Origin of the sequence: Streptomyces fuscigenes (assembly GCF_021556455.1) — a bacterium.
Lineage (GTDB): Bacteria > Actinomycetota > Actinomycetes > Streptomycetales > Streptomycetaceae > Streptomyces > Streptomyces fuscigenes.
In genome coordinates, this window is record NZ_JAKGCV010000001.1 from 1 (window position 1) to 13,001 (window position 13,001).

A 13,001-nucleotide genomic window follows, 5' to 3' on the forward strand; every position below is an offset into this window, starting at 1 on the left:
CAGCCTCGGGGCGCGGCCGGGACGGCCCCGTCAGGCCGTCGCCGGGAGGGTGACGGCGGGCAGCGGCGCAGGCTCGCAGGCCACCGCCAGGCGGTCCATCGACAGGCCCAGCGCGTCGGCGAGCGCGGCCACCGTGAAGAAGGCCGGCGTCGGGGCACGGCCGGTCTCGATCTTGCGCAGCGTCTCGGCGGAGACGCCCGCCGCGGCGGCGATCACGGTCATGCTGCGCCCGCCGCGGGCCTCGCGCAGCAGGCGGCCGAGGCGCTCGCCGCGCTCGCGCTCTGCGGGGGTGAGCGGGGTGCGTACCATGCCGCCCATTCTATGACCGGTATAATTATTGGCAAGCCCGGAACCGTGCCCGCGGTGCCGGGGCCGCCGGATCGAGCGCGCGTCGGAGGCCGCGCGCAGCCGCCCGCGGCCTCCGTCCTACCGGCACGGCCCCGGCACCACGGCCGCCGCCGAAGGTGCTCGAAGGCACTCGAAGGTGTCACCGAGGGCGCGGCCACCCGGCCGGGCCGCGCCCTCGGGTCCCGTGCGGCGGCCCGTCCCGCCGCCTACTGCGGCCCGGAGCGGCGCACCACCATCGCGGAGCCGCCGCCCCGGCGCACCTTCTCCGCCGCGGCCTGCCACCGGCCGTCGGGCAGGCGCTCGACGCCGGTGGCCGCGCCGATCTCGTCGATCTGCGTGAACTTCTGCCCGAGTGCCTCCAGCTGCCCGCGCAACGGGCTGTTGTACAGGGCCGGTTCGAGCTCCGTCGTGGCCGCGTTGCGCTGGCTCGCGCGCGGCGCGGCGATCGCGTCGACCAGGGGCATCCCGCGGTCGACACGGTTGGTCAGCGTCTGCAGGACGGTGGTGATGATGCTGGCGCCGCCCGGGGAGCCGATCGCGAACACCGGGCGGTGGTCGCGGTCGAGCACGACGGTCGGCGAGATCGAGGAGCGCGGGCGCTTGCCGGGGCCCGGCAGGTTCGGGTCGTGCACCGCCGGGTCGGCGGGCGCGAAGGAGAAGTCCGTGAGTTCGTTGTTGAGCAGGAAGCCCCGGCCGGGGACGGTCATCGCGCTGCCGCCGGTCTGCTCGATGGTGAGGGTGTACGCGACCACGTCGCCCCACTTGTCGGCGACGGTCAGGTGCGTGGTGTTCTGCCCCTCGTACGTCGTGGGGACGGCCTTCCCGCCGCTCGCGCAGGGCACGGGGTGGCGGGGGTCGCCGGGCGCGAGCGGGCTGGTGAGGGCGTGGCTGTCGCTGATCAGGCAGGCGCGGGAGTCACCGAAGCGCCTGGACAGCAGCCCGGCGGTCGGCACGTCCTCCTGCGCGGGGTCGCCGACCCATCGGCCGCGGTCCGCGAAGGCGATCCGGCTCGCCTCGATGTAGTGGTGCAGGTACTGCACCTGCGAGGCGTGCTTCAGGTCGGTGTTCCGCAGGATGTTGAGTGCCTCGCCGACGCTCGTGCCGCCGGACGAGGACGGCGCCATCCCGTACACGTCGAGGCCCCGGTAGGACACCTCGGTCGGCTTGCGGAAGACCGTGCCGTAGCGCGCGAGGTCACCGGTGGTCAGGTCTCCGGGGCGCACCACCCGGGTGGTGCCCGGGGCGACGGGCGGCGTGCGGACGGTGCGGACGATGTCGCGGCCCAGGTCCCCGTGGTAGAGCAGGCCGATGCCCTGGCGCCCCAACTTCTCGTAGGTGCGCGCCAGATCGGGGTTGCGGAGAGTCGATCCGACGGCGGGCGGCGCGCCGTGGGGAAGGAAGAGCTTCGCGGTGTCGGGGAAGTCCGCGAACCGCGCCTGGTTCGCGGCGGTCTGCGAGCGGAACGTCTCGTCGACGGTGAATCCGTCCTTCGCGAGGTGCTCGGCGGGCGTGAGCACCTGCCCGAGGGACCTGCTCCCCCAGGCGCGCAGGGCGCTGTCCCAGGTGGCGGCCGTGCCGGGTGCGCCGACGCTGCGGCCGCTGGTGACGGCGTCGTCGAACGGCAGCGGCTTGCCGTTCTCGTCGAGGAACAGCCCGGTGCCGGCCGAGGCGGGCGCGGTCTCCCGGCCGTCGATCGTGTGCACCGTACGGGACTTCGCGTCGTAGTAGACGAAGTAGCCGCCCCCGCCGATGCCCGACGAGTAGGGCTCGGTGACGCCGAGGGCCGCGGCGGTGGCGACGGCCGCGTCGACGGCGTTGCCGCCGTTTTTGAGCACCTGGATGCCCGCCGCGGTGGCGTCGGCGTCCACGCTGGCCACGGCTCCCCCGTAGCCGGTGGCGACCGGCGTCTTCGCGGGCGCGGCGGCGGGCGCCCGGCCGTGGGCGGCCGACGGCGGCGCGGCGGCACCGGCCGTGAGCATGGCCGCGGTGACGGCCAGTGCCGAGACGTTCCGTGCGGTGGAGCGGCGCATCCGTACCTCCGAACCCCCTGAAGCGGTCAGTCCGGGCAGCCTAGCCCCGCACCCCACGATGCGTCAGGAACACGTCAGCCAGTCCCCTCGCACCCGGGGCTCGAACGCCGGTACGGAACACCGCTACGATGCCCGGCCATGACGGACGACGTACGCGACATCGTGCTCGGCGTGGTGGCGGCCCTCGCCTGCGGGGCACTCGGCTGGTTCGCCCGCACCGCGCTGTGGCGCCGCGCGCTGCGAAGGAAGCAGGCGTTCTTCGGGCTCCCCGAGCACGCGGAGGCGCTGGCGGTGGTGGGCCGGGAGCCGGGCGGTGACGCCTCCGTGCACCGGCACGACGTCTTCGCGCTGCTGGAGCTGTCCGCGGTGGCCAAGGAGTGCGGCGCCCACACCCGGCTCGTCGCGCACGACGCCACGCAGCAGGGGTTCGGCGAGCGCACGGAGTTCTGCGTCGGCGGGCCGTCCGTCAACCGCAGGACCGCGGCGCACTTGGCCTCCATGCTCCCGGGGGTCAGGATCGAGGCCGACCCGGAGCAGGGGCCCGACCGCGGCTCGTTCCGGATCGGGACGGACTTCTACCGCGTCCAGCCCGGCGTCGCCGAGCACGTCCTGCTGGCGCGGCTGACGGGCGGACAGGGCGCCCGACCGGTGTTCGTGTTCTGCGGGCAGCGCCCGATCGCGCACCAGGCGGCGGCGCGCTATCTCGCCCGGCACCACGAGCGCCTGCAGCGCAAGCACGGTGACGGGCCGTTCTGCCTGCTGCTCAAGGTGGTCAACTCCCAGGCGTACGGGCCCGACGTCGCCGAGTTCGTGGCGGATGTCACGAAGGCGGCCAGGGAGCCGGCGCCCGCCGGCACGCAGCGGCCCTCGCACCGTGCGGGCGAGAAGTCCTGACGGCGGTGCTGCCCGGGTGGCCCGCCGGGCCCGAACTCCCCCCGCGCGTGGCGGAAGTGAGGCTTCGAAGGGCCGCCGACGGGGAAGGGGGAAGGCTGACGGGAGCGGGCGGGAGGGGCCACGGAACACGGGCGCCCGGGGGCGAAGGCGGGAAGGGCAGAAAAAAGAGCGGTGCCCCCGCCGCGCTTCCACGCGGCGTGGGCCCGCTCCACGCCGAGCACAACCCGGCCGGCCCGCAGCTGACCTTCTCCCCTGAACAGAGAAGTGATCACCGGCTGCCGCCCGGTCCGGGCCATTGCCCCTGAGCTACTGCACGCCTCGCAGCAGCATCCCTGGTGCGGCCGGGGTGCCGCCCTCGGCCACCGATCCCGTCCGGGATGAACTCCCCATCCTAGTCGAGTTTCGGCCTGGAGGCCCTGCTCTGCGCTGATGTGGCTCGATCAACGATTCGACGGCCATATGCTGCCCTACCCCATTCTCGGCTCTGTCGAGGTCAGCGCAAACTATCCATGCGGCCAAGGGACTTCGAGGAGGACACGGACGACACGCATAAATCCGGCATAAGCGCGATTTACTGCAAACTACGCACAGATCGGCCATTCGGGGCGTCACGCCTCGGCGGCCTCCGCGTACACCTGGGCCAGCTCGGGCGCTCCGGTCACGGCCCAGTCCAGACCGGCCTCCACCACCTGGATCTCACGGCCCGACGCGAGACGCACCACGGGATGTCCGCTCGGCCAGATGTTCCACCGCGCCCCGGGGACGGTTCGCACGATCACGGTGCCGAGGTAGAGGCCCGCGTCGTTGCCGAACCAGGGCAGCTCCTCCTTGTCCTCGCGCCAGCGCGGCGGCAGCTGGTCCAGCGCGGACAACGAGTCGACCGAGTCGTCCAGCCGGAGCCCGAGCCGCATCGCGTGCACCCGCAGCAGCTCGCACTCCGACAGGAGCTCGGTGATCCCCTCCTGCTCACGGGCGGCGGCGGCCGACGACGGCCCGGGGCCGCCGCCCCGCCGCCTGTTGCGCCAAGTGTCCAGGAAAGAGATATTCATACCGCTCAGCGTGCCACCCGTGCCGGGGAGGCACCATAGGACGCGCGGGGCGGGTCCCGGACTGTGAGACGGCTGTGCCCGGCCGCTCAGGCGGCCCCGCCGGCGTCCGCTGCCTCCAGGGCCAGCACGGCGAACGTGGCGAGCCAGTGGTCCGTCGTGAAGTCGCCCGAACCGAGCGCGGACATGCCGGCCGCCAGATGGGCGTCCGCCGTCTCGCGCAGGATCCGGGTGCGGAAGTCGCCGAGCGCGTCCGCCAGCCGGTACAGCGCGGCGGCCCGGCTGAAGCACAGTCCGTGCAGGTGGCCGATCTGGCCGTCGGCGGGGTCCGTGACCTCGGGCGGCGCGAGCAGCAGCCGGTCCCCCCGGTGCGCGGCGGCGGTGAGTTCCGGAAGCAGGGCGGCCGTCCAGACGGCGAACTCGGACGGGGTGGTGACCCGGCGCATCGCGTCCGCCTCCGTCAGCAGCGGCGAGAGGAAGTCCTGGCCGGAGGGCTCCCAGGCCAGCGAGCCGCCCTGGTCGGCGTCGAACCAGGCGCGCAGCTTCGCCCCCACGGGCTCGGCCAGATGGCCCACCCCGGCGCGTTCCGCCGCGTCCAGCACCAGCCCGAGGGCGAAGGCGCTGTTGCCGTGCACGCCGTGGCGCACGGGGTAGCGGGCCTTGGGCAGCCAGTCGAGGATCAGCTCGGCGACGGCGCCGGCGGCGGGTGCGAGCGCCGTGTACCAGCGCCGGTCCTCGCGCTCCGCGCTCTCGGCGGTGAGCATCAGGACCCACGCCCAGCCGTAGGGACGCTCGAAGGAGGGGTGGGCCCGCAGGTAGGCGGCCTCCGCAGCGAGGGCCTCGGGCGTCAGGTGCGCGTCGAGCGCCGCGGTGATCGCCCGGGCCTCGTCGGCGCCGGGCGTGCAGCGGTGCAGGAGCCACATCGCGAGCCAGTGCATGTGGACCGCGGAGTGCCAGTCGTACGCGCCGTAGAAGGCCGGGTGGTGCACCCGCGGGTCGACCAGGTCCTCCGGGCCTGCCAGCAGGTGGGCGGGGAAGTTCGGATAGGCGCGGGTGATGTTGCCGACGGCGAGGCGCGCGAAGGCGCCGGCGTGCGGGGCGAGTGCGGCGTGCGCGCCGGCGCCCCGGGGCGGGGTGCTCAATGCGTCGCTCCTTCCGGGACCCGGAGGTCCGTGGTGGTACGGGCGGCGGTCTCGGCGATGATGCCGAGCCCCCGGGCGATGTCCGCGACGGACATGGACGGCTCGGCCCGGTCGACGACCTGCTCCGGCGCGTACGGGACGTGCACGAAGCCGCCGCGCAGCGCGGGCCGCTCGGTCGCGATGAGATGGGCGAGCCCGTAGAAGACGTGGTTGCACAGGAAGTTCCCCGCGGTCCCGGAGACGGACGCGGGCAGGCCCGCCTCCCGCACCGCGGCGACGCACGCCTTGACCGGCAGGGACGCGAGGTAGGCGACCGGACCGTCGGGCACGATCGGCTCGTCCACCGGCTGGTTGCCCGCGTTGTCGGGGATGCGGGCGTCGTCCACGTTGACGGCGACGCGCTCGACGCTCAGGCCGCTGCGCCCGCCGGCCTGGCCGGTGCACAGGACGAGGTCCGGGCCGGTCTCGGCGACGGCCGCCCGGAGTTCCTCGATCGCCCGTCCGTACACGCAGCTGAGCCGGACCGCGGTGATGTCGAGCCCTTCGATGCCGGCGGCGGCGAGCTGCTGGGCCGCCGCCCACGACGGGTTGACCCCGTCGCCGCCGAACGGCTCGAAGCCGGTGATCAGGACTCTCATGGATGCTCCGTAGCGCGAGGGGGGGGTGGGACGCGGGCCGGGCCCCCGGGGGGCCCGCACCGGTCAGAAGGCGAAGAAGTAGATGATCAGGATGTTGCAGGCGAGCAGCACGACGGCGGTGGGGGCCTGCACCTTGATCGGCCCGTACTGGTCCTTGAGCTCCAGCAGGGCGGCGGGTACGAGGTTGAAGTTGGCCGCCATCGGCGTGCAGAGCGTGCCGCAGAAGCCGGCGAGCATGCCGACGGACATGACGGCCGCCGCGTTGCCGTGCAGGTGCTGCACCAGCACCGGCCAGCCGATGGCCGCGGTCATGACGGGGAACGCGGCGAACGCGTTGCCCATGATCACCGTGAAGACGAACATGCCCACGCAGTACAGCGCCACGGCGGCCAGCAGCTGCCCGTCCGGCAGGATCTTCTCGGTGATCTTGCCGACCTGGGTGCCGACGCCCGCCGCCTGGAAGATCGCGCCGAGAACGGCGAGGAGCTGGGGCAGCAGCAGGGCCCAGCCCATGGACTCCAGCAGACCCCGTCCGGCGTGGATCGGGACGGAGACCCGCGGCTCGCGCAGGACCCACATGCCGACCAGCAGGGCGACGATCGCGCCGACCCCGAGACCGAGGATGGTCTCGTTGCCCTTCTCGAAGACCACGTGGCCGCCGAAGTGGAACTTCGGGATCACGACGGCGCAGACGACGGCGACGACGGGGATGGTCAGCGCGGGGATGAACAGCTTGTTGCCGAACCGCTTGGCCAGCTCGGTGCGCTGCTTCTCGTCGGTGGTCTTCGGCGTTCCCTTGCCGACGAGGTTGAAGCCGCCCAGGCAGATCAGCACGAGCACGGCGATGCCGAGGGGCTCGGAGGGCAGCGACTTGTCGACGACCCAGGAGCTGTAGAAGAACGTGACGCCCAGCAGCGTCCAGAAGCTGCCGGAGGTGTAGCGCTTGGCGTTGGAACGGTCGAGCAGGGTCTGCACGCCCATGACGATGAAGACGGCCCCGACCAGCCAGTAGAACCATTCGGCCTTGATCACTTCGAGGTCTCCTCGACGTCGAGCTCGGCGTTGGCGACGACCAGCTCGCGTTCGAGCGTGCGGTCGAAGCGCAGCAGCCGGGCGCCGTGCACGAGGAAGGCGCAGATGGCGCTGGGTATCGCCCACAGAGCGAGGTTCAGCGGCTCGAGGTGCGTGTGGTAGGTCGCGTTGACCAGGCCGGTGATCAGCAGGATCGAGCCGATGGCGAGGAAGATGTCCTCACCGAAGAACACGCCGACGGTGTCGGCGCCCGCCGCGTGCGAGCGGACCTTGTCGCGCACCGCCCTCGGCAGCGGCCGGCCGCCGTTCTTGCGCTCGGCGGCGGCCTCGGCCATCGGCGCGATCATCGGGCGGACGCTCTGGGCGGGCCCGCCGATGGTCTGGAGGCCGACGGCCGCGGTCACCTGGCGCAGCAGCAGGTAGAGCGTGAGGAAGCGGCCCGTGGTGAGGCTGCCGAGCTTGCCGATGAGCGTGCGGGCCTGCTGCTGGAGGCCGTTGCGCTCCAGCAGGCCGATGACCGGCAGCGTGATGGCGAAGATGGTCACGGACCGGCTGGAGGCGAAGCTCTCCCCGAACGTCTTCAGGATCTCGTCCGGTGAGAGCTTGCCGAGCACTCCGGTCACGATCCCGGCGACTCCGACGACCAGCAGAGGGTTGCGCCTTGTGGCGAATCCGAGGATCACCACGAGGACGCCGAGCAGAACGATCATGCGCTCTCGGCCTTCCGTACAGGGCTCCGCAACGCTGCGGCGCGGACCGGGGGGTGTGCACGGAGGCTAGATGATTGTTGAACGATACGACAAGACTATGGGCGGCACAGGTTTTTCGTCCCCGTCCGGGGGCGCCGCGCTCCGCAGCCGTCCGGCGTCAGTCCGGCAGCCCGGCCGGGTCCGGGTACGCCTCCGCCAACTGCCTTCTGGAATCCTCCAGATAGAAGCCGAGCATCCGCTCCGCGCCCGCCACGTCACCGGACTCCAGCGCGGTGAGCAGCTCTTTGTTGCGGGTGAGATAGGGCTCATGGAAACGGCGGGGGTCATCCATGATGTGGAACGCGAGCCGCAGCTCAGCGAGGACGCCCCGCATCAGGTCGTCCAGCCGTTCGCTGCCGGCGAGGCCGGCGATCGCCTGGTGGAAGTGGATGTTCGCGGTGCCGCAGGCGGGCCAGTCGCCCGTCTCGGCCGCGTGGCGGCCCGCCTCGACGGCCGCCTCGACCTGGTCGAGGGGCTGGGGGCGCATGCCGTGGGAGCGTACGGCCGCGCACTCGACGACCTGGCGGACCCGGTAGATGTCCGCGATGTCGGCGGCCGTCAGGACCCGCACGAACGCGCCCCTGTTGAGCCGGTGCACCAGCAGCCGCTCGTGCGTGAGCAGCCGGAACGCCTCGCGCAGCGTGTTGCGGGAGATGCCGAGCGCCTGGCCGATGCGCTCCTCCGACAGGCGGCTGCCGGGCGGGAACGATCCCTGCGCGATGCGTTCACGCAGTATCGCGGCCACCCGCTCCGCGGTGCTCTTGCGGCTCAGCGCCTCCCGCGCGGCGAGCAGCTCGGACAGGGCGGGACCGAGGTCGGTGCTCATGCGGATCTTCCCCCCTGGGCGGACAGGTCGGCCCGTGACGACCGTGTCACGGGAACGAAACCCTATCCCCAGGGAGGATCGTTGAACAATTGTTTCCGTCAGATGACGATGCCTTCCCGGCCACCCGGGGCGGCCCGCCGCGCCGCCCGCGCACACTCACCCCGCACGGGCGGCACCGCGGTCAGACGTCGAGGTCCACCACGACCGGCGCGTGGTCCGACGCCCCCTTGCCCTTGCGCTCCTCACGGTCGACGTAGCCGTCCTTGACGGCGGACGCGAACGGCTCGTTTCCGTAGACGAGGTCGATCCGCATGCCGCGGTTCTTCGGGAAGCCGAGCTGCCGGTAGTCCCAGTACGTGAAGGGGTGGTCGTACTTGAGCGGGCGCGGCACCACGTCGCCCAGGCCCGTGGCGCGCAGGGCCGCGAGGGCGTCCCGCTCCGGCTGGGTGACGTGCGTGGCGCCCTCGAAGGCCGACCTGTCCCATACGTCCTCGTCGGTCGGGGCGATGTTGTAGTCCCCGAGGACGGCGAAGGGGCGCGGGCCTGCCGCGTCCTGAGCGACGGCGTCCTTCAGCGCCTCCAGCCAGCGCAGCTTGTACGCGTAGTGCTCATGGCCGACCTCGCGGCCGTTGGGCACGTACACCGACCAGAGCCGGACGGGGCCGCAGGTCGCGGAGACGGAACGCGGCTCCGCGACGCCGTCGTACTCCGGGCCGCCGGGCAGGCCCCGCACCACGTCGGCGAGGCCGACGCGGGAGAGCAGGGCCACCCCGTTCCACCGGCCGGTGGCGTGGACGGCGCACTCGTAGCCCGCCTCGCTCAGCTCCGCGGTCGGGAACTGCTCCTCGGTGGCCTTGACCTCCTGGATGCACAGCACGTCCGTGCCGCTGCTCTCCAGCCAGGCCAGCAGCCTCGGCAGCCGGGCGGTGATCGAGTTGACGTTCCAGGTCGCGATGCGCATGCGGGCCAGCCTATCGGCGGGGTACGACAGTCAGAGTTCCAGCGACTCGCCGGGCGCGAGCCTGCCGTGGTCGGCGCCGCCCCCGAGCGATCCGAGGAGCCCGTCGTAGAGCGGCCTCGCGGTGTCGGTCAGCAGGGCGTCGTGCACGTCGTATGCGCGCCGCGGCTTGAGTTCCCGCAGGTAGTCGATGACCTCGGAGATCCGGTTCCACGGCGCCATCACGGGCAGCATGACCGTGTCCACGGGAGCCTCCGGGACCGTGAGCGCGTCCCCCGGGTGGAAGACGCTGGCGTCCAGCAGGTACCCCGAGTTGGGGATGCGCGGGATGTCCGGATGGATGACGGCGTGCAGCTCTCCGTGCACCTGTACGTCGAAGCCGGCGGCCGTGAAGGTGTCGCCGTGCCCGACGGCGTGCACCCGGCCGGGGAAGGCCGCCGCGATCTTGTCGGTGACACTGCGCGGAGCCCACAGCTCGACCGCGGGATCGGCCTCGAGCCCGGCCCGCAGCCGTCCCTCGTCATAGTGGTCCGGGTGCTCGTGCGTGACCAGGCTGGCGTCCGCGCCCACGGCGGCGTCCTCCTCGCTGAAGCCGCCGGGATCGATGACGAGGGTGCGCCCGTCCTTCTCCAGCCACACGCACGCGTGCTTGCGCTTGGTGAACTTCACCGTCGACCGCCTTTGCTCGTCGGATACCCCGGGCCGGGCCACCGGTGTGCCCCGGTGCCGCCTGCGGGGGGCGGGGCCGGCGCGGCCCCTCGGCGGGAGCGGTGCTCCCACCGCCATCCTCCTACTCCTGCGGCCGGGTCTCCTCCCGGACCCAGTCCTGCGGCCGGGTCTCCTCCCGGACCTACTCCTGCGGCCGGGTCTCCTCCCGGACCTACTCCTGCGGCCGGGTCTCCTCCCGGGCCTACTCCTGCGGCCGGGTCTCCTCCCGGGCCCACCCCTGCCGCCGGGTCCCTTCCGGGCCCACTCCTGCGGCCGGATCTCCTCCGGGCCTACTCCTGCGGCCGGGTCTCCTCCCGGATCACCGCTCCGGCGACCTTGAACGCCGAGTTCGCGGCGGGCACGCCGCAGTAGATCGCGCTCTGCAGGAGCACTTCCTTGATCTCCGCGGGGCTCAGGCCGTTGCGCAGCGCGGCCCGGGTGTGGAACTTCAGCTCGTCGAAGTGGCCGCCCGCGACGAGCGCCGTGAGGGTGATGACGCTGCGGGTGCGGCGGTCGAGTCCGTCCCGGGTCCAGATCTCGCCCCACGCGTAGCGCGTGATCAGCTCCTGGAAGTCCTCCGTGAAGGGGTCCGTGGCGGCGACGGCGCGATCCACGTGCTCGTCGCCCAGGACCTCCCGGCGCACCCGCATGCCGGCCTCGTGCGCGTCCGCGTGCGCGGAGGGCTCCGCCACCGGCTCGGGCTGCTCGGCCTGCTCGGACGCCGGCTCCTCGCCGGTCCCCGGCTCGCCGGGGCGCGGGGCCGCGGGCTCCTGGGGGGCGGCCGGCAGCCGCTCGGGCAGGATCGTGATGCCCGTCGAGGTGTCCGACGGGTTGTACCAGGCCGTCGAGAAGTGGTGCATGAGCAGGTCCGTGACGGCCGCGGGCTGCTCGACGGGGGCCAGGTGCGAGGCTCCGGGCACGAGCGCGAGACGCGCGTCGGGTATGCCCGCGACCAGGGTCCGCGCCTCCGCCGGCCCCGTCACCTGGTCCTCGGCGCCCACCAGCACCAGCGTCGGCACGGTGATCCGGCCGAGTTCCGCCCGGATGTCGAACGCGGCGAGCGCCTCGCAGGCGGCGATGTAGCAGGCGGGCTCGGTGGTGCGGACCATCTGCACCGCCCACTCCACGATCGCCGGCTGGGCCGCCGCGAAGCCGGCGGTGAACCACCGCTCCGGTGCGCTGCGCGCCATGGGCTCGAGGCCGTTGGCCCGGACGATCACGCCACGCTGGCGGAACTCGTCCGCCGTGCCGAAGCGGGGCGAGGCCGCCGTCAGGGCGAGCGACGCGATCCGGTCGGGCCTGCGCAGCGCCAGCTCCGCGCCGACCGCGGCGCCGAGCGCGCAGCCCGCGTACCCGAAGCGCTGGACACCGAGGCCGTCGAGCGTGTCGAGCAGGCGCTGCGCGAGCTCCGGGACGGAGCCGGCGGGCACGGCGGGCGCACCCCCGTGGCCCGGCAGGTCGAAGCGCACCACGCACCACTGCTTGGCGAGCTCGGGTACCTGCCGGTCCCACATGTGCCATGTAGTACCGAGGGAGGGCCCGAGGACCAGGGTCGGGGCGTCTTTTGGCCCGTCAACGCGGTACTGCAGGGTCTTGGTCGATATCTCGCTCACGGGATCACACCTTCATCTGTCACGATCTGTCACACTCCCCCTCGCGAGACCGCCCCACGCCTCTGCCGCCGGAAGCAGATCCACCACATCCGGCTTCACGTACCACTTCTTGGTCGTCCTCACGTTCGCGTGCCCGGCCCACACGGCGAGCAGGTGATCTGCCACGCCGTTGTTGGCCAGGTACGTCAAGCACGACGCCCGAGCATCGTACAGACGAACCCGGCGAAGACCGTTTGCGTCCATGATCTTGTAGGCCCGCTCCCTCAGCTGCCGTACGTTCAGAGGGGCGCCGAGCTCTTCCACGAGCGCGTACATCCCGCCCTCGTACCCCTCGCCCGCCGCCAGACGCTCCTTCGCCTGCATGGCACGGAACGTCTTCAGCGCTTCATGCACGAGCACCGGGAGCGGCAGCATGCGTTCCCCCGCCAAGCTCTTGGTGTCCTTCTCCACCACGATGCGATTACCCATAAGGGTCCGCGTGTTGGCAATGCTGAGCGTGGCCGCGTCCAAGTCGATGTCCGACCACCGCAGCCCACAGACCTCGGCCGGGCGGAGGCCCATCAAGGAAAGAAGCAGCGGTGCGTTCAGGCGATCCCCCTTCATCGCCGCCACGAAATCGCCCACCTCCGCGGCAGTCCACGGCGGCACGACCCTTTTTGCCTTCCGCTCCGCTTTTCGAGCCTTCAGCGGAATGTGCACCTCACTCGCCACGTTCACGGTCAGCAGCCGCCGCGTGACGGCCCGATTCAGGGCCTCCTTCAGCCTCGCCAGGCTCATGTCCACGGAGGTAACCCCAAGTCCCGTACCGGCCATACCACCACGCACCCGGCCTCCCTGGAGGGCCCACCGCATCCACTCCTCCACGTGCTGTTCGGTGAGCTCCTGGAGCCGGATGGACCCGAGCCTCCCACGCACACGTTCCAGGGTGACGCGGTAGTTGTAGACGGTCGTGGACTCCAAATCTTCGCCTTCATCGCAAGCCACTGGTCCAGCCACTCGTCCACAGTCATCCTGTTG

The 13,001-nt window shown here is 72.3% G+C and carries 13 protein-coding genes; 1 reads left to right on the forward strand and 12 read right to left on the reverse strand.

What is annotated here, in order from left to right; translation table 11 throughout:
- Positions 1-30: 30 nt before the first annotated feature.
- Together L1885_RS00005 and ggt are read right to left on the reverse strand one after the other, a co-directional pair.
- On the reverse strand, positions 31-309 hold the full coding sequence (locus tag L1885_RS00005; RefSeq protein ID WP_235794795.1) for a helix-turn-helix domain-containing protein: 279 nt from the start codon (positions 307-309) through the stop codon (positions 31-33).
- Positions 310-554: 245 nt separating this feature from the next.
- The gene (gene ggt / locus L1885_RS00010) at positions 555-2,378 is read right to left on the reverse strand and encodes a gamma-glutamyltransferase (protein WP_235794796.1); all 1,824 of its coding nucleotides are present in this window, start codon (positions 2,376-2,378) and stop codon (positions 555-557) included.
- 138 nt (positions 2,379-2,516) lie between these two features.
- Here ggt and L1885_RS00015 point away from each other — a divergent pair, with 138 nt between their 5' ends.
- Positions 2,517-3,272, forward strand: coding sequence for a hypothetical protein (locus L1885_RS00015; RefSeq protein ID WP_235794797.1), 756 nt, complete (start codon positions 2,517-2,519; stop codon positions 3,270-3,272).
- Positions 3,273-3,880: 608 nt separating this feature from the next.
- Here L1885_RS00015 and L1885_RS00020 read toward each other — a convergent pair.
- From L1885_RS00020 to L1885_RS00065, 10 genes are all read right to left on the reverse strand, one after another.
- The gene (locus tag L1885_RS00020) at positions 3,881-4,321 is read right to left on the reverse strand and encodes a DUF6278 family protein (protein ID WP_235794798.1); all 441 of its coding nucleotides are present in this window, start codon (positions 4,319-4,321) and stop codon (positions 3,881-3,883) included.
- Positions 4,322-4,407: 86 nt separating this feature from the next.
- Positions 4,408-5,460 (reverse strand): DUF2891 family protein, encoded by a 1,053-nt coding sequence (locus tag L1885_RS00025; RefSeq protein WP_235794799.1) that lies wholly within the window; start codon positions 5,458-5,460, stop codon positions 4,408-4,410.
- Positions 5,457-6,098 carry a pyroglutamyl-peptidase I gene (pcp, locus tag L1885_RS00030; RefSeq protein ID WP_235794800.1) on the reverse strand — a complete coding sequence of 214 codons (642 nt, stop codon included), beginning with the start codon at positions 6,096-6,098 and terminating at the stop codon, positions 5,457-5,459. Before pcp ends, L1885_RS00025 begins: the two co-directional genes overlap by 4 nt.
- 63 nt (positions 6,099-6,161) lie before the next feature.
- Positions 6,162-7,130, reverse strand: coding sequence for a DUF979 domain-containing protein (locus tag L1885_RS00035; RefSeq protein ID WP_235794801.1), 969 nt, complete (start codon positions 7,128-7,130; stop codon positions 6,162-6,164).
- Positions 7,127-7,840, reverse strand: coding sequence for a DUF969 domain-containing protein (locus L1885_RS00040; protein ID WP_235794802.1), 714 nt, complete (start codon positions 7,838-7,840; stop codon positions 7,127-7,129). The genes L1885_RS00035 and L1885_RS00040 overlap by 4 nt, the downstream gene beginning before the upstream one ends.
- Positions 7,841-7,997: 157 nt before the next feature.
- Complete coding sequence (locus tag L1885_RS00045) at positions 7,998-8,705, reverse strand: GntR family transcriptional regulator (protein WP_235794803.1); 708 nt, start codon at positions 8,703-8,705, stop codon at positions 7,998-8,000.
- Positions 8,706-8,886: 181 nt separating this feature from the next.
- Positions 8,887-9,666, reverse strand: a complete 780-nt coding sequence (locus tag L1885_RS00050; RefSeq protein ID WP_235794804.1) for an exodeoxyribonuclease III — start codon at positions 9,664-9,666, stop codon at positions 8,887-8,889.
- 30 nt (positions 9,667-9,696) lie between these two features.
- Entirely contained in the window at positions 9,697-10,332 is a 636-nt protein-coding gene (locus L1885_RS00055; protein ID WP_235794805.1) for an MBL fold metallo-hydrolase, read from the reverse strand.
- 329 nt (positions 10,333-10,661) lie between these two features.
- Positions 10,662-11,984 (reverse strand): bifunctional 3-oxoadipate enol-lactonase/4-carboxymuconolactone decarboxylase PcaDC, encoded by a 1,323-nt coding sequence (pcaDC, locus tag L1885_RS00060; RefSeq protein ID WP_235794806.1) that lies wholly within the window; start codon positions 11,982-11,984, stop codon positions 10,662-10,664.
- A gap of 12 nt (positions 11,985-11,996) precedes the next feature.
- Positions 11,997-12,944 (reverse strand): tyrosine-type recombinase/integrase, encoded by a 948-nt coding sequence (locus tag L1885_RS00065; protein ID WP_235794807.1) that lies wholly within the window; start codon positions 12,942-12,944, stop codon positions 11,997-11,999.
- Positions 12,945-13,001 lie beyond the last annotated feature (57 nt).

Bases quoted from the DNA above. Each gene is read 5' to 3' on its own strand.
- L1885_RS00005 (WP_235794795.1), bottom strand. From the start codon at position 309: ATGGTACGCACCCCGCTCACCCCCGCAGAGCGCGAGCGCGGCGAGCGC.
- ggt (WP_235794796.1), bottom strand. From the start codon at position 2,378: ATGCGCCGCTCCACCGCACGGAACGTCTCGGCACTGGCCGTCACCGCG.
- L1885_RS00015 (WP_235794797.1), top strand. From the start codon at position 2,517: ATGACGGACGACGTACGCGACATCGTGCTCGGCGTGGTGGCGGCCCTC.
- L1885_RS00020 (WP_235794798.1), bottom strand. From the start codon at position 4,321: ATGAATATCTCTTTCCTGGACACTTGGCGCAACAGGCGGCGGGGCGGC.
- pcp (WP_235794800.1), bottom strand. From the start codon at position 6,098: ATGAGAGTCCTGATCACCGGCTTCGAGCCGTTCGGCGGCGACGGGGTC.
- L1885_RS00040 (WP_235794802.1), bottom strand. From the start codon at position 7,840: ATGATCGTTCTGCTCGGCGTCCTCGTGGTGATCCTCGGATTCGCCACA.
- L1885_RS00045 (WP_235794803.1), bottom strand. From the start codon at position 8,705: ATGAGCACCGACCTCGGTCCCGCCCTGTCCGAGCTGCTCGCCGCGCGG.
- L1885_RS00050 (WP_235794804.1), bottom strand. From the start codon at position 9,666: ATGCGCATCGCGACCTGGAACGTCAACTCGATCACCGCCCGGCTGCCG.